Annotated in this window: 23 protein-coding genes and 1 tRNA gene; 15 read left to right on the top strand and 9 right to left on the bottom strand. The window is 34.8% G+C overall.

All coding sequences use genetic code 11. The features are described 5' to 3' along the window. The first annotated feature begins 59 nt into the window (after positions 1–59). Positions 60–719: an FMN-dependent NADH-azoreductase gene (locus ABMA70_RS07870; RefSeq protein ID WP_392857761.1), complete on the top strand. Its 660-nt coding sequence runs from the start codon at positions 60–62 to the stop codon at positions 717–719. A 339-nt stretch (positions 720–1,058) separates the two neighbouring features. Here ABMA70_RS07870 and ABMA70_RS07865 read toward each other — a convergent pair. Next, positions 1,059–1,135, bottom strand: a tRNA-Ile gene (locus ABMA70_RS07865). 132 nt (positions 1,136–1,267) lie between these two features. Between ABMA70_RS07865 and dapF the strand changes: the two genes are divergently transcribed. From dapF to ABMA70_RS07845, 4 genes are read left to right on the top strand one after another with little or no spacing between them, the layout of a single operon-like run. Continuing rightward, entirely contained in the window at positions 1,268–2,056 is a 789-nt protein-coding gene (gene dapF, locus ABMA70_RS07860) for a diaminopimelate epimerase (protein ID WP_392990592.1), read from the top strand. Beyond that, positions 2,049–2,438, top strand: a complete 390-nt coding sequence (locus tag ABMA70_RS07855) for a hypothetical protein (protein WP_103218791.1) — start codon at positions 2,049–2,051, stop codon at positions 2,436–2,438. Before dapF ends, ABMA70_RS07855 begins: the two co-directional genes overlap by 8 nt. Further along, entirely contained in the window at positions 2,438–3,223 is a 786-nt protein-coding gene (locus tag ABMA70_RS07850) for a TlyA family RNA methyltransferase (RefSeq protein ID WP_103218792.1), read from the top strand. The genes ABMA70_RS07855 and ABMA70_RS07850 overlap by 1 nt, the downstream gene beginning before the upstream one ends. A 1-nt stretch (position 3,224) precedes the next feature. Then, positions 3,225–3,755: a TIGR00730 family Rossman fold protein gene (locus tag ABMA70_RS07845; RefSeq protein ID WP_103218793.1), complete on the top strand. Its 531-nt coding sequence runs from the start codon at positions 3,225–3,227 to the stop codon at positions 3,753–3,755. Positions 3,756–3,771: 16 nt separating this feature from the next. Here ABMA70_RS07845 and ABMA70_RS07840 read toward each other — a convergent pair whose 3' ends face one another. After that, the gene (locus ABMA70_RS07840; protein ID WP_392990595.1) at positions 3,772–4,614 is read right to left on the bottom strand and encodes a hypothetical protein; all 843 of its coding nucleotides are present in this window, start codon (positions 4,612–4,614) and stop codon (positions 3,772–3,774) included. Positions 4,615–4,819: 205 nt separating this feature from the next. On the opposite strand from ABMA70_RS07840, the gene ABMA70_RS07835 reads away from it, so the two are divergent. Then, positions 4,820–5,614 carry a transglycosylase domain-containing protein gene (locus tag ABMA70_RS07835; protein WP_392990597.1) on the top strand — a complete coding sequence of 265 codons (795 nt, stop codon included), beginning with the start codon at positions 4,820–4,822 and terminating at the stop codon, positions 5,612–5,614. After that, complete coding sequence (locus ABMA70_RS07830) at positions 5,604–6,200, top strand: hypothetical protein (RefSeq protein ID WP_392990599.1); 597 nt, start codon at positions 5,604–5,606, stop codon at positions 6,198–6,200. The genes ABMA70_RS07835 and ABMA70_RS07830 overlap by 11 nt, the downstream gene beginning before the upstream one ends. Here ABMA70_RS07830 and ABMA70_RS07825 read toward each other — a convergent pair. The 4 genes from ABMA70_RS07825 to ABMA70_RS07810 form a co-directional block, all read right to left on the bottom strand. After that, entirely contained in the window at positions 6,197–6,769 is a 573-nt protein-coding gene (locus ABMA70_RS07825) for a hypothetical protein (RefSeq protein ID WP_392990601.1), read from the bottom strand. The genes ABMA70_RS07830 and ABMA70_RS07825 overlap by 4 nt on opposite strands. A 7-nt stretch (positions 6,770–6,776) precedes the next feature. Next, on the bottom strand, positions 6,777–7,349 hold the full coding sequence (locus ABMA70_RS07820; RefSeq protein ID WP_392990603.1) for a hypothetical protein: 573 nt from the start codon (positions 7,347–7,349) through the stop codon (positions 6,777–6,779). A gap of 73 nt (positions 7,350–7,422) precedes the next feature. After that, positions 7,423–7,767 (bottom strand): hypothetical protein, encoded by a 345-nt coding sequence (locus tag ABMA70_RS07815; protein ID WP_392990605.1) that lies wholly within the window; start codon positions 7,765–7,767, stop codon positions 7,423–7,425. A 340-nt stretch (positions 7,768–8,107) separates the two neighbouring features. Then, positions 8,108–9,697 (bottom strand): cache domain-containing protein, encoded by a 1,590-nt coding sequence (locus ABMA70_RS07810; protein ID WP_392990607.1) that lies wholly within the window; start codon positions 9,695–9,697, stop codon positions 8,108–8,110. Positions 9,698–9,873: 176 nt separating this feature from the next. Between ABMA70_RS07810 and ABMA70_RS07805 the strand changes: the two genes are divergently transcribed. The 7 genes from ABMA70_RS07805 to ABMA70_RS07775 all read left to right on the top strand — a co-directional run bounded on the left by ABMA70_RS07805 (position 9,874) and on the right by ABMA70_RS07775 (position 15,922). Further along, positions 9,874–10,071 (top strand): hypothetical protein, encoded by a 198-nt coding sequence (locus tag ABMA70_RS07805; RefSeq protein WP_392990609.1) that lies wholly within the window; start codon positions 9,874–9,876, stop codon positions 10,069–10,071. Positions 10,072–10,312: 241 nt separating this feature from the next. After that, entirely contained in the window at positions 10,313–10,783 is a 471-nt protein-coding gene (locus ABMA70_RS07800) for a fimbrial protein (RefSeq protein WP_392909874.1), read from the top strand. A 39-nt stretch (positions 10,784–10,822) separates the two neighbouring features. Then, positions 10,823–11,062, top strand: coding sequence for a hypothetical protein (locus ABMA70_RS07795; RefSeq protein WP_392990611.1), 240 nt, complete (start codon positions 10,823–10,825; stop codon positions 11,060–11,062). Between the two features lie 59 nt (positions 11,063–11,121). Continuing rightward, positions 11,122–11,811: a fimbria/pilus periplasmic chaperone gene (locus ABMA70_RS07790; RefSeq protein WP_392990613.1), complete on the top strand. Its 690-nt coding sequence runs from the start codon at positions 11,122–11,124 to the stop codon at positions 11,809–11,811. After that, positions 11,801–14,215: a fimbria/pilus outer membrane usher protein gene (locus ABMA70_RS07785; RefSeq protein WP_392990615.1), complete on the top strand. Its 2,415-nt coding sequence runs from the start codon at positions 11,801–11,803 to the stop codon at positions 14,213–14,215. Before ABMA70_RS07790 ends, ABMA70_RS07785 begins: the two co-directional genes overlap by 11 nt. A 1-nt stretch (position 14,216) precedes the next feature. Further along, the gene (locus tag ABMA70_RS07780) at positions 14,217–15,134 is read left to right on the top strand and encodes a spore coat protein U domain-containing protein (RefSeq protein WP_392990617.1); all 918 of its coding nucleotides are present in this window, start codon (positions 14,217–14,219) and stop codon (positions 15,132–15,134) included. Between the two features lie 44 nt (positions 15,135–15,178). Beyond that, on the top strand, positions 15,179–15,922 hold the full coding sequence (locus tag ABMA70_RS07775) for a hypothetical protein (RefSeq protein ID WP_392990619.1): 744 nt from the start codon (positions 15,179–15,181) through the stop codon (positions 15,920–15,922). A gap of 5 nt (positions 15,923–15,927) precedes the next feature. On the opposite strand, the gene ABMA70_RS07770 is transcribed toward ABMA70_RS07775, so the two are convergent. The 3 genes from ABMA70_RS07770 to ABMA70_RS07760 form a co-directional block, all read right to left on the bottom strand. Beyond that, positions 15,928–16,170, bottom strand: coding sequence for a DUF6868 family protein (locus ABMA70_RS07770; protein ID WP_393022169.1), 243 nt, complete (start codon positions 16,168–16,170; stop codon positions 15,928–15,930). Positions 16,171–16,180: 10 nt separating this feature from the next. Further along, the gene (locus tag ABMA70_RS07765; protein ID WP_392990623.1) at positions 16,181–16,930 is read right to left on the bottom strand and encodes a hypothetical protein; all 750 of its coding nucleotides are present in this window, start codon (positions 16,928–16,930) and stop codon (positions 16,181–16,183) included. 240 nt (positions 16,931–17,170) lie between these two features. After that, positions 17,171–17,545 (bottom strand): VOC family protein, encoded by a 375-nt coding sequence (locus ABMA70_RS07760; protein WP_392990625.1) that lies wholly within the window; start codon positions 17,543–17,545, stop codon positions 17,171–17,173. A gap of 131 nt (positions 17,546–17,676) precedes the next feature. On the opposite strand from ABMA70_RS07760, the gene ABMA70_RS07755 reads away from it, so the two are divergent. Further along, complete coding sequence (locus tag ABMA70_RS07755; protein WP_392990627.1) at positions 17,677–19,071, top strand: hypothetical protein; 1,395 nt, start codon at positions 17,677–17,679, stop codon at positions 19,069–19,071. Position 19,072 lies beyond the last annotated feature (1 nt).

Below are 19,072 nucleotides of genomic sequence, written 5' to 3'. Positions count from 1 at the left end.
TATAAACTTTCATTTGTAAAAATAGTCTTATTCTTCATAATACAAATAAAGGAGTGTTTATGAAGACAGTATTACATGTAGACTCTAGCCCGAGACGGTTAGATAATGAAAATTCAGGTTGGAACTCTATCTCAAGAAGACTCGCAAGAAATATTGTCGACAGTATTAAAGAACGAGTTGATGATGAGTTTATATTCATTTATAGGAACTTGGCAGATTGCCCACCGAGTTTTATTACTAATGATTGGATAGCAGCGGTATTTACACCAAATGATAAACGCTCTCAATCTCAAATTGACTTACTTGCTGAATCTGATTTGTATATTAAAGAAGTTCGAGATGCCGATATTATTGTTCTGTCTTCACCAATGTACAATTATGGGCTACCGGCCATACTAAAAGCATGGTTTGATCAGATTATTAGAATTAACGAGACTTTCACTTTTGACCTCTCTAGAGGAGACTTTCCTTTAGAACCTATTCTTTCTGGAAAGAAGCTAATTCTTTGTACTTCAAGTGGAGAATTTGGATTTGAGCCAGGCGGAATGAGAGAAATGATGAACCATCTGGGGCCTCACGTGAAAACAATGAGTAAGTATTTAGGTGTTGATTACTTCTTTGAAATCAAGTCTGAGTATCAAGAGTTTGGCGATAAACGCCATAAAAAATCTCTTGAGTCTGCCTTAGAGTATGCTACTCAATTAGGTAAGACTATATAAATATTTATTTCTTTTTAGTAATCAGAAAATTGCTGATTTCTTTAATTTATGAGTTTTCAATGGATTGAGAACTCTTCCCTGATCAGTACGCGCCACCTTTTGAGTATTTCAATTCTTTAGCAGTTAATTATTTTTGTTTTTCCCAAAATTTGATTGGAGTATAAGTTCGTTCTTATGTTTGATGTCATGCTGTATTAGCGATATTTATAAAATGTTAAATAATCCATTAATAGAAGCTAAAAAAGTCATTTTAAATTTGTAAGTCGTTGTAATCTTCAAAAGGTGGCGCGTACCGCTGGTGGAAAATAAAAAAACCACCGCAAGGGTGGTTTTTATATTTGGTGGGCCATGCAAGACTTGAACTTGCGACCACCCGGTTATGAGCCGGGGGCTCTAACCAACTGAGCTAATGGCCCTCAATTGGAATTTTGAAACTTAAATTTATCCAAGTTTTGGTAATCTGGCTACAAAATTTTGCTATGTGGCAGTGGTGCGATGTGTAATTGGCGGGAGTAGTCAAATACGCAAAATAATGAAATGATTAATTTATGACAAAGTTTAGTAAGTATAGCTCTAATGGAAATGACTTCATTCTCATTGATAATCGCGATGGGAAGCAAGACGTTGGCAACACACAAAAATGGCAGCAACTATGTCAGCGCTGCTTTGGCATTGGTGCCGATGGTGTGGTTTTTCTGGAAAGTAGTGACAAGTATGACTTTCATATGCGCTACCTCAATGCCGATGGCAATGAAGAGAGTATGTGTGGAAATGCAACTCGCGCCATTACTGACTTCTATCGCCGTACGACGCAAACAAAGAATACTGACTTTAAATTTACCACGGGAAGTGGGCTCTACTCTTCGGGTATTGAAGGTGATGTGATCTGGGTTCACATGGCCGTCATTAAAGATGCTGACCTATACGATCTCTCTAGCAAATATGAAGATGCTCAGGATTCGTACTATATTAATACTGGTGTTGAACACAGTGTATTTATGGTCTATGACGCGCAAGAAGTTGATGTTGATTCTGTTGGCAGACGCATTCGCTTTGATGAAGATTTCCCTCGAGGCTCAAATGCTAACTTCATTAATCAAATTGATGAAGGTGAGTGGCGTATTCGAACATATGAACGTGGGGTCGAGGCCGAGACCTTTGCTTGTGGGACGGGGAATGTCGCAGCGGCATGTATGCTGTGGGATAAGGAATATGAACATAGAGACGAAATAGAATTTCTCACAAATGGTGGTATACTATTTGTTAAAAGAGTCGATGGCTTCATCTATCTAGGGGGCCAGACAAAACTTGTCTATACTGGTGAATTTAATGATTAAAAAGTTTTTATTACTTCTCCTTCTATGTCTAAACACATATGCCACAATTTTTGTGGAAGTTGTGATGACTCATGAAAAGGACTTCGAAGGGCAAACGATTCTCATGAGTGAACTTCACTTCATAGAAAATATTCAGCCAGAAAAGATGAGTCGATTTGTGATGAAGAGTAAGATCGATCTTCTCTTAAGTGGTCAATTTGTTGATAGCGGTGAAATCTATGGCCCAGGTGCTATGGTTAGAATAGAAGGGAGAGTTCTTTCCAAAACGCTCTCAAAGAGTTTTGAACTGAGTCTTAATTTAGGAACTGAAGGTGATGTTGTTTTCAGTGAACCTGAGCTTGGACAAAAAACAAAAATTAAAATCAAACCAGTAGTTCATTAATGTCTGAAGAAAATTTTGAAAGATTAGATAAGAAACTCGTCGAGCTTGGCCTTGTTGCTACTCGCAGTCGTGCCCAACAGGTAATAGGTGATGGTAAAGTTACTGTTGCGGGTAAAGTTGTCACTAAAACGTCATATAAAGTTTCAAGTAGCGATGACGTTCAACTTAATGAAAGTAGCGAAGAAGTTGGCCGTGGCTTTCATAAAATTGCCGGTGCCCTCGAAGCATTTGATGTTATTATTGAGAATAAATTAGTCGCAGATGTTGGTGCCAGCACTGGTGGTTTTACGCAATTTTGCCTAAATCATGGAGCCTCTAAAGTCTTTGCCATTGACGTTGGGCATGGACAACTTGCACCAAGTCTTGTTAGTGATGCTAGAGTGGTAAACCTCGAAGGAACAAATATAAGGGAGCTTCATAAGTTAGACAAAGCTGTTGATCTTTGTGTTGTTGACCTTTCATTTATTTCCCTGAACTTGATTTGGAAAAATTTAGTTGATATCAGTAATGACGATGCTGAAATGATCGTTCTTTTTAAACCTCAATTTGAAGTTGGAAGAGATGGTATTGGTAAGAAGGGAATTGTAAAAGATAATAGTTATGTTCTAAGGGCCGTTGAAGAAATGAAGATTCAATGTGAGGCCATGGGACTTGGGATTCTTGGATTTAAGCCTTGTGTAATTAAAGGACGTAAGAGTGGAAATCAAGAATACTTTTTATATTTAAAGAAGAACGCTAAATCTCTTCTTTCGCTAGAAGATTTGAATAAAGAAGTTGGAGAATAAAATGAGAGTATGTGTATTTTGTGGATCATCAAGTGGAAAGGGTGAAACGTATCTAAATTATGCCAAGGACTTAGGTGAGAAACTTGTCGGTAACGGCCACTACCTCGTTTATGGTGGTGCCTCTATTGGTGTAATGGGGAAGATTGCAGATACAATGCTGGCTAAAGACGGACACGTTATTGGTGTTATGCCAAAGTCTCTTATTGATTGGGAAGTAGGGCATCAAGGTCTAACTGAGTTTATAGAAGTGGATACAATGCATACTCGTAAAGAAAGAATGTATGAGCTTTCAGATGTCTTCGTGACTTATCCTGGTGGGTTTGGAACACTTGATGAATTATTTGAAATTACAACATGGGCACAGCTTCAATATCACAAGAAGCCAATCTATTTAGTTAATGTAAACGGCTACTTTGATCATTTAATTAAACATATTGAAAATTCAGTTGCTGAGGGATTTATCTCGAAAGAGCACTTTGAGTTGATTACGATTTTAAATTCAAATGAAGAATTAATGGAGAGGATCAATTAAGATCCTCTCATATATTTTATTCTTGTAGAATAATATAAATATTTGGCTCGTCGATTTCGATTTTATCATTTTCAAATCTTTCTAATTCTTTGAAAATTGTACGACGAACATTAAATAGTCCAGCTTTTGCCTTATCAATTCTAATATTAACAATTTTATTTCCAAGGTCGTAAGATGCACGTCCTTCAAACTTAACTTTTACACCTTTAGAAACATTTCCTTTAAGGTGGCCATCAAACTTTCCACCACGAATATTAAGCTTTAAGTCATCAATTTCGACAGCACTTCCAAGAGTTTCATATTCATTTGTTAGATTGTAGAAACTTCTCTCGCTACTTTGAAAAAATGCACTACCAACATTTAGACTAAGATAATTAAAACAGTTTTGTAGAAGCTGCTCGTATTCATTACCTTCACGGCTTTGCTTTTGACACTCTAAGCTTGTTCCGGATAGACGAGTTGAAAATCCTTCTCCACTAGCTTGTACTTGGTTTAAGTTCAATCCAATATTAGTGTCGCCGTTATTGTAATTAATATTTGAGATTCCAATTTTATCGGCATCGTTGATTTGAAGTGATGAAAGGTCTAACTCAAAAGATTCGTTATCAATAGAAAAGATTAATGTTCCACCATAGTTTTCAACTTCTAGATTTGGATTGATAAAGTCTCCAAAGCCCTTAATTGAAATTTCTTTACTTGTTCCCGTCCCTTTAGGACTTGTATAATTAGCATTCAGCTGGTTGATTTTTCCAATAGGAAATGCTGGTTTCTCATTAAGATCATTAGCATAGGCCGTGGAAATATTGGTGAAAATTAGGCAATAGGATGCCGCTATCATTTGACATGACTTCTTCAACATAAACAACTCCGTTTGATTGTGTGTGGTTACAAACAAAATCGGGATAAATTCATGCTTTACGTAGAATTTGATGAGCTCTTAGAAAAAAGGGTAAATAATGCCGCTTTAGTTGAGTCTAAGTTGTTAAATTTACATTCGTTGATACAGTAGTTGTTCACTTTGATAGACTATTCAAGAATCGAGTTTTTGTGTTAAAGTGCGAGAAATGTTCAAGAAAATTACGTTCCTATTTATCATCTTTCTATTTGTCTTAGCAGGCTATGTATTATCACGTGTGCCCGTTCTAAACATTAATAGACTGGCCAGTGGTTATGTTAAAACGACTGTAAAGAATGAAGATGTGTCTTATCTTGTAACAAGTAAGAGACCTCGCAATTGGGCCTATATCAATACTATGCCGAAGCATGTTTACTATGCCTTCATTGTTAGTGAAGATTGGTCATTTTATGAACACCAAGGTGTCGATTTTAGACAAATCTATCATGCTGTTACTGATCACTTAAAAGGTGAGAAGTTGAGAGGTGCAAGTACAATTTCTCAGCAGCTTGCAAAGAATCTTTATACTAAGAGTGAAAGAAGTCTTGAACGAAAAGTCTTTGAACTTTTTACGACAATGTATTTAGAAGAAAAGTTATCAAAGAATCGAATTCTTGAAACCTATTTGAATGTCATTGAATTTGGAAAAGGCTTGTATGGAATAAAAGACGCAAGTTGGTACTATTTTAAAAAGCGCCCTGCTGATTTGAATCCAAAAGAATCTGCTTTTTTAGCAATGTTACTTCCTAATCCAAAAATTTATTCACAATCGTTTAGAGACAAGAAGCTAACTGAGTATGCAACGACAACAGTTAACTCAATCCTTCGAAAAATGAAAGTTACTAAGGCCATATCGGAAGAAGAGATGTTAGCCTATCAAAAGGAAGCCCTTTCATTTGAGCAGGTAACTGTTAAAGAAAGTGGAAGTAAGCAAATACTAGAAGAGGAATTCTTTGAGCTTTAAAAGTGCCTTGGAGCAAGTATATTCAAATACATCATTGAAACCAGCAAAGAAGCGTCGAGAGCTTCTTGTCGAGCAAATGTTTGCTAATGAAGCTTCTGGTCTTGATTGTCTTAAGTGTACTGGCCGATGTTGTACGTATGAAGCAAATTCGATGCAAATGACTTCAATTGAGGCTCTAGAGGCTATGGCCGTTCTTGAAGAGAAGAATCTTCTTAATGATGAAACTAAGAAAAGGCTTGAAGATTGTATTTCAGAGTTTCGCCTAGATAAGTATATTCAAATAGGCCCTGGAGAGTTTTTTAGAAAGTCATATACATGCCCTTTCTATTTTTATCCAAGTTTTGGTTGTGGACTAGGTGTTGATCATAAACCTTACGGATGTATTGCATTTAATCCATGTGAAGCGAATCAAGAGGATGGTGGGAACTGTCAAAGTGATCTATCAATTCAAGAAGAACGCAATGATTTGTATGAAAGCGCAGAGGATAGAGCTAATAAGTATCTTTATGAGCAATATAAGATATCACAACTTAAGGAGCCTATTCCAATAAAGCTCCTAGAGTTGTGGGATAAGTTTAAGTCTTAAAATACGATAAAGCGAAAACCAGCTACAATATTTGAATGATATTTTTTTTCATCATTGGCACTCGAATATAAAAACATCATTTCTATATCATAATGATATCCAGCATAGAGAGCAAATCGTTCGTTGAATTTATATTCAACATCAAGGCCTATAACAAAGAATAAGGTTCTTTCAAATGAACTTTGATTACTACTTTCAAAATCATTTTTTATAAGTCTTACTCCTGCAAGTGGTTGAAGCCATTTATAAGGAAAGCTATATGTGAGTTCAAAGCCATTCTCATTGTATTTCGCAATCTGGTCAGTGCCATTTTCGTCAATTAACTTGTCTTTATATGAGCTTTTAAAGTAACTAAATTTTCCAATGAAAATATCGTTTTCAAAAGACATGCCGATAAAGTATGTATCTGATTTATTCTTATAATCAATTTCATAAGATTCAAATCCCATCGAGTAATCCCAAGATGTCGTTTCATAATATACTGTCGACTTTTGGGCACCACCGATAATTCCATACTTTTCAGCACAAGATGTTAAAATAAATAAAAGTGAAATTAATACTAGTTTCATTAATTACTTACTTTGAAAAATTGTATCTTAGGCCAACAACATAATTGTAGTGATAGTAATCAACTTCTGTTTTGATGTTAGTCTTATAGCCTTTTTCGTAATGATAACCTGTATAAACATAGAAGCGATCAGAGATAGGCACTTCAAAGTCGAGTCCAAAAATAAATGAAGCATATGTTCCTTCATTGCTATTTGTTTCGCCTGTATACTCTGAATTATAAAATTTCACACCGAAAAGTGGTTGAAACCACCAAAGTTTAAATGCTGTACTAATTTCGATTCCACTTTCTTCAATTGAATAATCTTCAGTTACGCTTTCATATGTATATGACTTCTTGTCATAGCTATTAGCAAAATAAGTAATTTTAGTAAGTAGAATATCTGTTTCTTCTGAGATACCAATATGATAACCAAACCCACTATTTTTAAAACGAGGAAGAGTTGTACTTGTTCCACTCATGATATCGTTGATTGTTGTTTCTTCTTCATATGATGGCATTTGTGCACCAGCAACTATTCCATATTTTGCTGCACATGAAGTTAATAAGAATAGAATTAAAATTGGAAATAAAACTTTCATATCTCTCCCTTAAATAAATATTAAACTCATTGTTAAGTATTATTAAAATTTATTTAAGAGAGAAAAAAGTTCTTTATATGTTGTTTGAAATAAGCTCTGAGAGCGGTTTTGGAAGGATATTGTTAGGTACTTTCATAATAATATGGCCACCTTCTTTGTTTTGAAATTTACCAAAACTATCATCAAAACGAAATTCCGCATTTTCAAAAGTACGCACATTAATTTCATTGCCATTGACCTGATCTACAAATGAAGATTCAAACTTAAGTTTATCTAAAGAGAGTTCTTCGTTCAAAATAAAAAACCAGTGATAGATTTCTGACTTTGGAGCGTCATCAGCTAATCCCAACTTTTTTACTTCGATAATCGATACATTCTCATTCATAAAATAGAATAATGTTTCAAATTTTTTTTCCATATAAATATTTTACGTTGGAAAATACTAAAGAGTAAAGAAAACGACTGGGATATTTGAGTTAAGAATCATATTAGGAAATTTATACGGTCAGATGTGTATTTGGGAATGTTCAAAAAGATATATAAGAATGAATTGCTATAAAAAAGAAAGTAGAAGTGATTAAAGTATACTGAAACACATCATCTAACCGATATAAATCCTAAATCTGTAACTATAATAACATCTTGGTAGTTAATGTCAAATAAAAGTTTGATATATAAAACAGGCTGGATTGGAAATTATAAATACTTGAAAATAGGGAGTGAGTAGGGAGGGGCCCTACTCACTAGGTTATTTATGGTTAGGCGGCCTTATCACCACCGACGAGATCTATTACTAGCCTTACAATGTCGTCTAGATTGTCTGCTTGGCCTTTAAGGTTGGCCGCTGAGCGTGAGGCTTCTTGTGCAGAATTGTTGTTTTGTATTGTTGTTTCATCAATTAATCTGATTGCATTTGTAATTTCATTTACACCTTGTGTTTGTTCGTTACATGCACTTGCAATCTCTGTGATTTTTCCATTTACGTTTTGTACATTGAATACAATCTTATCTAGTACTTCCTTGCATTGTCCTGCTTTCTGGCGACCAGCTTCGACTGTCTTTGAGCTACTTTGAATAACTTCATTCACCATTGTTGTTGTACCAGAAACAATTGCTTCTACATTCTTGATTGATTCATCAATTAAAACTTTTATTTCATCTGATGCTGCTCCCGACATTGAAGCGAGTGAGCCAATTTCTTCTGCAACAACTGCAAATCCTTTTCCACTTTCTCCCGATCTTGCAGCTTCAACAGAAGCGTTGAAAGAGAGTAGCTTTGTTTGAAAAACAATATCATTAATTACTTTTGTTTTATCTTCAATTTCTTTAATGATATTCAATATCTCTTGTACTTGTCCGTTACTGCTTTCCATTTTCTTCATAGCATCAGTATTACTTTTAGAAATATTCTCAATTGCATAAAGCATTTCATCAATCGTGCGTTTACCATTTTGTACTTCCATTTCTGAAAGCTCACCCGATTTTTTTGAATCCTCTGCAAACTCGGTGTTTCGACGAATCATTGATGAAATTTCATCAACTGAGGCAACAGTTTCTTGAAGTGAAGCTGCTTGTTCATTTGTTGCAGCTGATAATTGTGTTGAAGTGTTGTAAGTAATTTTAGAACCATTAGCAACTTGAAGAGATGTTTCTTTAAGTTGATTTGCCATCGTAAGAAGAGGGTTAGAAACACTTGTTTTTAATACGTAAGTAAAAAGTGCACCGATGATTAGTAGTCCTACAAAACCAAACATGGCCTGATTGAGAAATACACTAAAGATATAATCATTTACATCATCAACATAAATTCCTGTACCAAGTACCCAGCCCCAAGGCTTATATAACTCAACGTAAGAATACTTTTCAACATACTTATTACTATCTGTTTTACTATTCCAGATATAGTTAACGAAACCTTTATCTTGTTTTTTTACAAGTGCAACAACATCATTAAAAAGTGGCTTTCCTGCTTTATCAACAAATGTCTTTACGCTTTTTCCTCTTAGGCCATCACTCGGGTGAACGATCATTCTTGGCTCAAGGTCGTTAATCCAAACATAATCATCCATATCTCGTCCATAACGAATTGATGCTATGTAATGCTTAGTAATTTCTTGGGCTTCCTTTAGCGAATATTCTCCGGCCTTAACTTTCTCATCCATTGATTCAAGAAAATGATAAGCAGTCTTAGTAACGTCTTCAATTTGATTCTTCTTCTCTTGTAAGAGAGCAGCTTTTGTTGAGCTATAAGAATAGGCAATGAAGATTGAGGTAAAGATAAAGAATGGTATGAGGGCCATTAAAATTATCTTAGTATTTAAACTTAGACTTTTCACAAACGTTTTCATAATACTCCTGATTTTCTATACAATTTCTAAAGATTCTTGTTATAACTTCGGTAAAAGAAATGTATTTGTTAGTGATGTTAATCAGTTTTTATGCTCGAAGAGCTAACAATTTTGTAAGTTTGAAATTAAATTTGTTACAATTTATCTGAGTAAAACTAATATTAGTGAGAAAATAAATGAAGTTACTTTCAAACAAAATATTTCCTTTCATAGGTCTCGTTGTCTCTGGAATTTATCTTCTAAATCCAACCGCTGGAATTATTGAATTAATTCCAGACAATATTCCCTATATCGGTAACCTCGATGAAGCGGGTGCCGTGATTCTGTTCCTATCTTGTTTAAAGATACTTCGCGCAAAAAATGAAAGTGAGTAATTTTCTTAGTTTCTCGATCATTTAAATTAAAGGTAAAATTATAATGTGAACATCTTTGTAATTAGACAAAGATCTTTACACTTTTGTACCTAAAATTGATCAAAAAATGACAGTTGATTAATTTATAGGCAGATAATGGAGATGTATCTAATCGAAATCTTGTGACTACTGGTGGCATGATTGTTGCAGTAATTTCAGTATGTTTAAGAGTTAATCTCTAATTAATATATAGGAGCAAATTATGAAAATTGTTAAAGGTTTATTCATCTCTTCACTCGTTATGGTTTCAACTGCTTACGCGGCAACAACTGGAACTCTTGTTTTAAAAGGGCAAGTTCCTGCTCTATTGTCAATTAGTGTTACACCAGAGGCCGTTGCATCTGCTCTTCCTCTAGACACTACTCAAGTGGACTCTAAAGTTGCTACTGTAAACGAGGTTTCAAACTCAAATAGTGGTTATACTGTTTCTTTTAGTTCAGCAAACCAAGGAAAGCTAGTTCACAATTCAGTTGCTTCTTCGTCAATCGACTATGCATTAAGCTATGATGGAAATGCTGTTGATTTATCAACTACTGATGTATTCACATTCCCGTCTGCGGCAAGTGTGAATGTCGATAAGGATTTAGCAATTTCTTATACTGGTGTCGATCACCAAAACCTTATTCAAGGTGAATACGCTGATACGGTTACTTTAACAATTGCAGCTAATTAATACTTAAGTTTTTTAGTCAGATATCCGATAGGCAGAGTGATGAAATACGTTACTCTGCCTTTTTTATTTGTCACCTCCCTTCTTTCACTCAGTGTTTACGCGAGTGAAGCCAAAGAATTACACTTGAGAGGAAGAGTTCCAGCATCTGTTGTAGTCGTTGATGAGGTCGATACTAAAGAGCCAAATTATGCTATTAAGTCTAATCTTGATAAGAATTCTTATGATGTTAAAAAGTCTGAGAAGAATGGCCATCCAATGATTGAAATTTCCTTTCATTAATTCATCTTCAAGTAAAATTTGTGTATAATAAATAGGGTCTAAGCTGTCATGGAGGAAGCTTGAAGTTACTTATTTTATTAGCACTTTTCCCACTTTTAATGTCTTTTACTTTCAGGCCAACTAGCCAAACAATTGATCTAAGTAATGGGCAAAAGGCCACTCAATTTCAAATCGAAAATACGTCATCTGAAATGATTCCCGTAACGGTAAATGTCTTTGGACGAATACAAAAAGAAGATGGAAGTGAGTCTCTTCCTAAGACAAATGATGTGAGTGTTTTTCCTCCTCAGTTAATAATCTCTCCAGGGGATCGAAAAACTATTCGTGTTGATTGGAAGGGGGATGCAAGTATCTCTTCTGAAAAAGTTTATCGTATTGTCGCTGAGCAAGTTCCTTTGAAACGTGGAAATACTAATAGTAAAAATCGAGGTGGTATCAAGATGCTGCTCAAATATATGAATGTCTTATATGTAACTAAGAAGGAATTTAAACCTAAGCTCGAAGCGAGTCATTATAACGCTGGGAAAATGATTCGAATTTATATTGCTAATAAAGGAAGTTCTCATCAATACCTAAAGAACGTAAAGTTCGATTTTGTAAAAGGTAATCAGAAGTTATCAATCCCTACTAAAGAGCTTGCTAAGCTTAATGGTCAAAATATTTTAGCTAATACGACACGATACTTTGAGTTTCATAATACAATTAATCTAAAAAACGGATATGAGTTAAGAGCGTCTTTTGATAAATAATTATCGGCCAATTCTATTTATTGCACTCCTGTCTCAATTGAGTCCTTTAACTGCTTATGCTCAGTCTGAAACCGAGCTATTTCGTAGTGTCTTTGGTGAAGTTAATTATGAAGCACAATTAGAGCTTATTCTTCATGGGAAATCTCTTGGGGATATTCCAGTAAAACTTCAAGGAAGCCAGTTAAAGTATGTTGATAGTGTCATACTAAATGAAAAGATTAGAAACATTGTTAAGGATGAAAAATATAAATTAATCGACACTTCTAAGAAATGGCTTGCTACTTCAACAATTCCTTATACTCTAAGTTATGACTCTAAGGCATTACAGGTGGTATTAGATATACCTGTAGAGAGTCTAAAATCTGTTTTCTATTCGTTAGAAGAAAATCCAAGAATTAAATATGCTGGTCAAACTATTGAGGCTGCCCCATTTGCTGGTTCGATTAATTATCTTCTTGATAAGAATTTCGGTGATTCGTATCTCGGTGGTGATTCTCTAACTTTGAATATCAACTCCTTCTTGAATATAAAAACCTATGTTCTGCAGTTGAATGGGTTCTATGTTGATGATGAAGATAGTAACGATCCTTATTGGACACGAAGAGACTTTAGTTTAACAAAGGATTTTGAATCCTCACGCCTTCGAACGAGGTTAGGGGATACTACAACGGGCCGCTTAGGCTTTATGCAATCAAAAGCAATAGGTGGTTTTAATTTAAGGAAACAGTTTTCAATTAATCCTTATGAGACACCTTATACGCAAGGTGAGAAAGAGTTTCAAATTGTTAGACGATCTAATGTTAGTACATATGTTAACGGGACTCTTGTAAAAAAAGAAATCCTACCTGCTGGTAATTATCGTTTATCAAATCTTCCACTTGTTAATGGCATTAATAATGTACGTGTAGAAATTGATGATGGAAGTGGTGTTAAGCAGTTATTAGAATTTAATATCCCAACATCATTATCGATTTTAAAAAGAGGTGAGTTTGATTATTCATTAAGTGCAGGAAGAAAGTCTGATGATTCTGGAAGAACCCGTAGTTATGTCGATAATAATGAGTTTTATAGTGGCCTTGTTCAATATGGATTCACTGACCTATTTTCAACAGGTGCCTATTATCAAAAAGATGACAAATTTCAATTAACTGGTCTTTATAATGGTATTGCTACAGAGTTTGGAAATTTCTTTCTGGGGAATGCTTATTCTGATTATAAGAATTTTAATGTAAGTGGCTATGCAACTTCTTTGACTTGGCAATTTCAGGATATCGCAGGATACTTGCTTAAAAACCTATCATTTACAACGCGCTATGAAGTTTTCGGTGGAGACTTTAGGGCTACGGCCGACTATAATGGGCCTTCGATTAAAAATAACTATCAACTTAATTTATCATTTCCTATTTTCTCTCATAGCTCGATAAATCTAGGGGCCGGCCATGAAGAATATCGTGATTCTGGAAATGGTTCTCGAAATTTCATCCGTACCTCGTTGAATATTAATCCAATTAATAACCTAAATATAAATCTTTATGCTGCTAGCACAAAAGATTTAAATAATCCGACTGATCACTCTGTTTCTGCTTTTTTAACATGGTCTTTTCCTTCTCATAATAGCTATATTTCAATGTTTAGAGATTTTGATAATAAATCAAGTCGAATATCTTACACAAAAGATAATAGTAATGAGCTATATAAGCCGAGATATACAGTTTCCGCAGATGACGATGAAGTTAATAGTCGCTTAAATTTAAGTGCTAGTATGCCAACGCCTATGGCCGATTACTTTTTCAAGGCATCTTATGCTCATGAAAAGAATGGTGAAGATTATAATCAGATAGGATTCGGGATATCGACGACTTCATTATTCGCGTATGATAATGGCCTTGCTTACGCTCAATCTCGTTCTAATACAAATAGTTTTGCCCTCTTTAAAACTAAAGAATCTTTAAAAGATCAAAAGCTTATTATTAAATCAACATCAGTTCATGCAGACACTCAAACTCCGCTCTTTGGGGAGCTTGCAATAACTGATATGGTTCCATATCAATACCGTGAAGTACAATTAGACCCAACTGCTCTTGATTATGGAACAACACTGGAGAAAGAAAAGTTTGTTCTTTATCCGACTTATCAATCAGGACATCTTATCAATATTAGTGACAATGGCCTTTTAAGTCTTAAGGGGAAAATTACACGTAATGGAAGACCGGTTTCACTGGAGATCTGTCAGTTAGGGGAGAAGGTCTTCTTCACTGATCGAGAAGGTTACTTCTTTGTGGATGGTGTTGATAATGAAACAAGTTTACTTAAAATAAGTGGTAAGGAAGTTAAAAATATTTCGATAAATCAAGAATCCCGTGGGATCATTGATATTGGTACGATTGAGATAGAGGGGAATTAATATGACATTGTTTAAAGCTTTAGTAGCTACATTCTGTGTCTCATCTGTTTTAGCGGCAAAATGCGACTTAAATGTTAGCGTAAATAATTTTGTTGGGACAATATCTTCAAGCGTTCAAGCTGTTTCCCACTCTATTACAATTTCACGTTCTAGAAACGCAGCTCAATGTGAAGTCATTAGAGCCTTCTATAGTACTGGTGGAGCTGGGAACTATAATCGTATGGCATCGACTTCTAATAATTCGATTCCTTATAACTTATATAGTGACAGTAATATGGCTACAGTTCTTAAAGATGTGTCGGATGCAACTCAAGCTGGTGAGTATAGTGTGATTAATTTACCAGTGAGATACAACTCTTATCAGTCTAATTTTTATATTAAGCAGGTTGATCTCGATACTGTCTTTTCAAGTGGCTCTGGTTACTTTGGCGATAATATTCAAATTAGTTTCTATAGTATTAAAAACAACGGCCAGCTTGAGTATGAAACGACTGCGTATTTTTATCTGCAGTTAGTTGTTCCAAGATATGCTGAGCTAAGCTTAGTTCCTTTGGGTTCTCCTCATGACCCTAACTCTACTCAATATATAATGAATTTTGGAAATTTAACGAGTCAGGATGTAAAGAGTGCAACTCTGAATGTGAAGGGTAATGTAGGCTTCGGTGTTTATATGACTTCACAGAATGGCTCTCTGTTAAAGAATGCAGCAAGTAGTGTTCCTTATCAAGTTAAGGTGGGACCAAACAATTACGCATCTCTTTCAAATGCTGGACAAGAGACCTTCATGTTTCAGCGTAATAATGCCACTTCAATCAATGCTGAGAGCTATCCTATCTATGTGAAATTAGGGAATGTTCCAATAAATGCATCGACTGGTGATTATGAGGATGTCATTACAGTCACAGTTAAAGCTTGGTAAAAATATTACTTAAGTAAAATGCTCAGGTTGTCGATAAGAACCCTATGAATATAAAAGACTTAAAGTATGGGGTGGCCGTACTAGCAATTGGTGCATCTACTTTTTACTTTACTGAAAACTTTATTGAACAATCAAGAACAATCCAGCGTTCAATCGCAAGTGAAGGGCTTGTTAAAAATTGTATGAGCGCAATTAGCTCTTTCCTAGGTCCTAAAGTTATTGAGCCTTATGCGAAAGTTAATCTTGTGCTTAAAGATAATGAAAGAAAGGTTAACGGGAAAATTGTTGCTTATGCACGTGGTGGTATCGAAATTAGAGGTTACGGTAGCCACCAGTTAATTTCATATGATGAAATATCAACAATTAACGGAAAAGAGCTTAACTCAGTTGAAATATATCGTTTACTTCTTGCTGCAGAAATTAATAAAACAAGTGCAGATCATATAATAGTTCGAGTTCTAAATAATTTAGAGTTTGATGATATAAAAGGTCAAAATTTTAAAACAGATGGTGAGACAATTAGTTTTCAAAATTTACAAGGAGTGAAATATCAGATTCCTTTAGAAGAGGTTTATCATTTCTCTTCATTTGATCCTTCTGCTGCTGCGAGAAAAGAAGTACAAACCTATGAAGGTGAATTTGTATCTGTACGACTTAACAATGGTGAAGTTGAAGATGGTGTAATCGTGCTATCTGAGGATAGGAAATTTGCAGAACTCACAAGTGTTCATGACGCAACAGAAGTTGTGCAAATTCCTCTCGAAGAGATTGAATTAGTTTTCCAGTAATAGCTTTATAAAATAAACTTTAGAACTAGATATGGTGTAATATTAAAAACAATCACTAGTAATTTGAAATTTGCTAAATATTTAAAATACATCTTAGGGAGCTTCTTTTCTTTAATACCAAACATACTTGAATGTATCTGAATGACTTGTTTTTTTAATACTAAAATCATAAAGGTTGATAGTAGTAAGAAGCTCATATTTATAATAGAACAATACCCTAGGAATGATGTGAATGTTTCGAAATTCATTGTTATAACCTTAGTCTTTTTGAGGAAGATTTTCAGCAAATCCTTTGAATGCATAAGATAAAATATCTCGATCAACAGGTGCTTTAGGGAACGGATACTTCTTATTCATACTCTCAGCATTTTTTGATGAAAATGCTTCAACAAGATCAATGATCTGATCAACACCGTTTCTTTTTCTAATAGTATATTCTAAATCATTACGATCTGTTTTTTTTATAACACCATTCCAGGCAAGATATTTATTCCTAATATCGTAAACAGAGAAATTGATATCCATGCTTCTTTTTGTTGTTGTCGTAAGACTTTTATCACCGGTTTCTTTTCCCTCTGAATTCGTTAGTGCCGTTTCTGTTCTATCATTTTCAACAATATCACTTTCTACTCTTCCAAATACTATATAGCGACGATTTGTTACATTTTGAGAAAGTATTGTAAGTGAGTTTTCACTAAGGATTCCATCTTCTTCTACTTCTCTTAGTAGTTCTCGATATAACCCTCGGCCAATCTTTTTAATTAAAGGTCCAGCGTTATCGACAACTAGATCTCTTCTTTTTTCTTGTAATTCAACTCGAAATTGATTTGCTGTTGTTATCTGTTTTTTATAATCCCAATTCTCACTTGTATGAACTATTCCAGCAATAGTGAGGCGTCCATTTTGTACATTTGAATATGTAAAATCTGCGGTTTTTCTAAGTCCATGTACCTTAGTTGCACAAGAAGTAATCAGTAGCGTACTTAAAAGTACTAGGAATTTTAACATTTAAGCCTCCAATTTAAATAAGTCTATTTTATTAGACCAAAGCATACTTAACAATAGGTTAGTTTTTACGTGCTTATGATTTGGAAAAATTAAGATGAAATTAAATGTATGAACCTGTTTTTCTGCTATTATAAAGATGGTAGGAATCCTTTCTGGATGACTGCTCAGCTCGCAGCTACTGTCTGTGGGCAACGAAAGAGGTCCTCGCATTTATGCGAGGGCCTTTTTTTTTGTTTTTGTTTAAAGTTGAGCAAATATGTCAATTTGATTACCATCTGGATCTCTTACTGATGCATATCTTTGACCCCAGAAAGCATCCCAGGGTTTCTTCTCTTTCTGATATCCAGCTTTGATGATTTTATCAAAAATTTGATCAACATCATTCGATGACTCTTGTTCAAAGCAAAGAGTGATTCCTGGAGTAACAGGTTCTTTCCATTCGTTATTTATTTCTTTTAATAATTCATGCGAATCGAGCATAATTCTAATTCCTTGCTGTGTTTTCGCTTCATAGTGTCCTTCACCAAACTTTTCAAATTTTAATCCAAGAAGTTCGTAAAACCTGAGAGAGTTTTCAATTTTTTTACATGCAATACCTATTGCTTTCATGCTCATAAAGACTCCGTGTTTTGAGTTAGTTTTAATTGTCTTGTTTTAACCTTAGCTTAATTTGACATGATTTACTCACTGGCATTTATTTAATATACAAATTTTTTTCGGGACTGAACAATATCATAGGAGGATATGTGAAAAAGTTAACAAATATGGCAGTTGCCTTGGCCGTTATCTCAACGGTCGCAACGTCTGTTTCTGCTTCATCGAGAGTAATTCGTGACAACCGTTTAAAAGATTTAGGAATTGCGCCAGTACTTGGCAGGGGATATTCAATAGCTACAAATACATATCAAAGTACTTGTTTGAGTAAGATCGAAACCACACAACCATCTTATGACTTAAAATATCGATACATTGAAATTGAACAAGATTGGGAAACACAATATCGCCGTTCATTTGAAACGAAGAATACATTTAAATTTTTATTCCTTAAAAATAACGTAAATGTCTTTTCAGAAGTAGAAGGCAATACTACCTATCACTACCACTATATATTTGCAGACATTGATGTTGATAGTTACTACCATTCTTTATCAGAAGGAAATAGTGATTTAAGCGAGAGTGCTGCAAGTCTCTTAACTAAAGGGGATGTGGTTGGTTTCTTTGATTCCTGTGGGCCATATTATGTTCGCTCGATTGGGAGACACTCTAGCTTTCTTGGTCTTCTACGCTACCGTACGACTTCAGTTGAAAGAGATGTCAATTTTGAGTTAGAGTTAAAGTCTAAAATGCGAGGGTTCTTCTCTGGTGGATCCACTGATACAACGATATCAACTGAGTTTAGAACTGAAACTCAAACAAAACGACTTGAAATCAATATTTGGGCATATGGGCTTGGTAAAGGCGAACTAGCGGATATTATTCCTACTGACATAGACAGCTTTAAAGATTCTGTACGTGATGTTGTAAAAACAATGCAAGATCCAAACGCTGGTCGTATAACGACAATGGAAGTAGCACCTTGGATTGAAAATACTCAATTTCAAGATCTCTTAGAACTTGAAGATGAAGAAGATAAGTTACTATTTGAGAAAAAGAAGAATTTAGAAGCAAATGCTGAAATTATAAGCGAGCTAGATCGTATTGATAGAGCTCAAGTAGATCAATATTTTAAAGCAAGTAATTGTCGACGAATTTTAGAAGATGAGTATTTGAATATTGATGACGACTTTGGAGGAGGGTACGAACCAGAGAACACATTCTTCTCAAATCTTTCTCAACCGAATAGTCAGAGTTCCGAAATTTCATTAGAGGCGTTTGATGCTGTTCTTTCAACTGATAAGGTGGAGGAATACTTAATCGCAAATTATATTTTCAATTATGGTCAAGCTGAGCCTACACCTGAGCCAGAAACTGGAGCCTTGGCCTGTATTAAGGCAATCCATGAGCAGGGTATTGATCAAGTACATTTTAGAAATATACCTGCGTGTGTTGAAGCAAGACTTACGGGGGTTCCTGTTTCACCACTTTTAGATAACTACTGTATGCCAGAGTTGGCCAGAGTGATAATTCCTGATGATGCATAAT

The sequence above is a fragment of the Halobacteriovorax sp. XZX-3 genome (assembly GCF_043196495.1).
Taxonomy (GTDB): Bacteria; Bdellovibrionota; Bacteriovoracia; order Bacteriovoracales; family Bacteriovoracaceae; genus Halobacteriovorax_A.
This window is presented reverse-complemented; position numbering and strand designations above follow the sequence as displayed.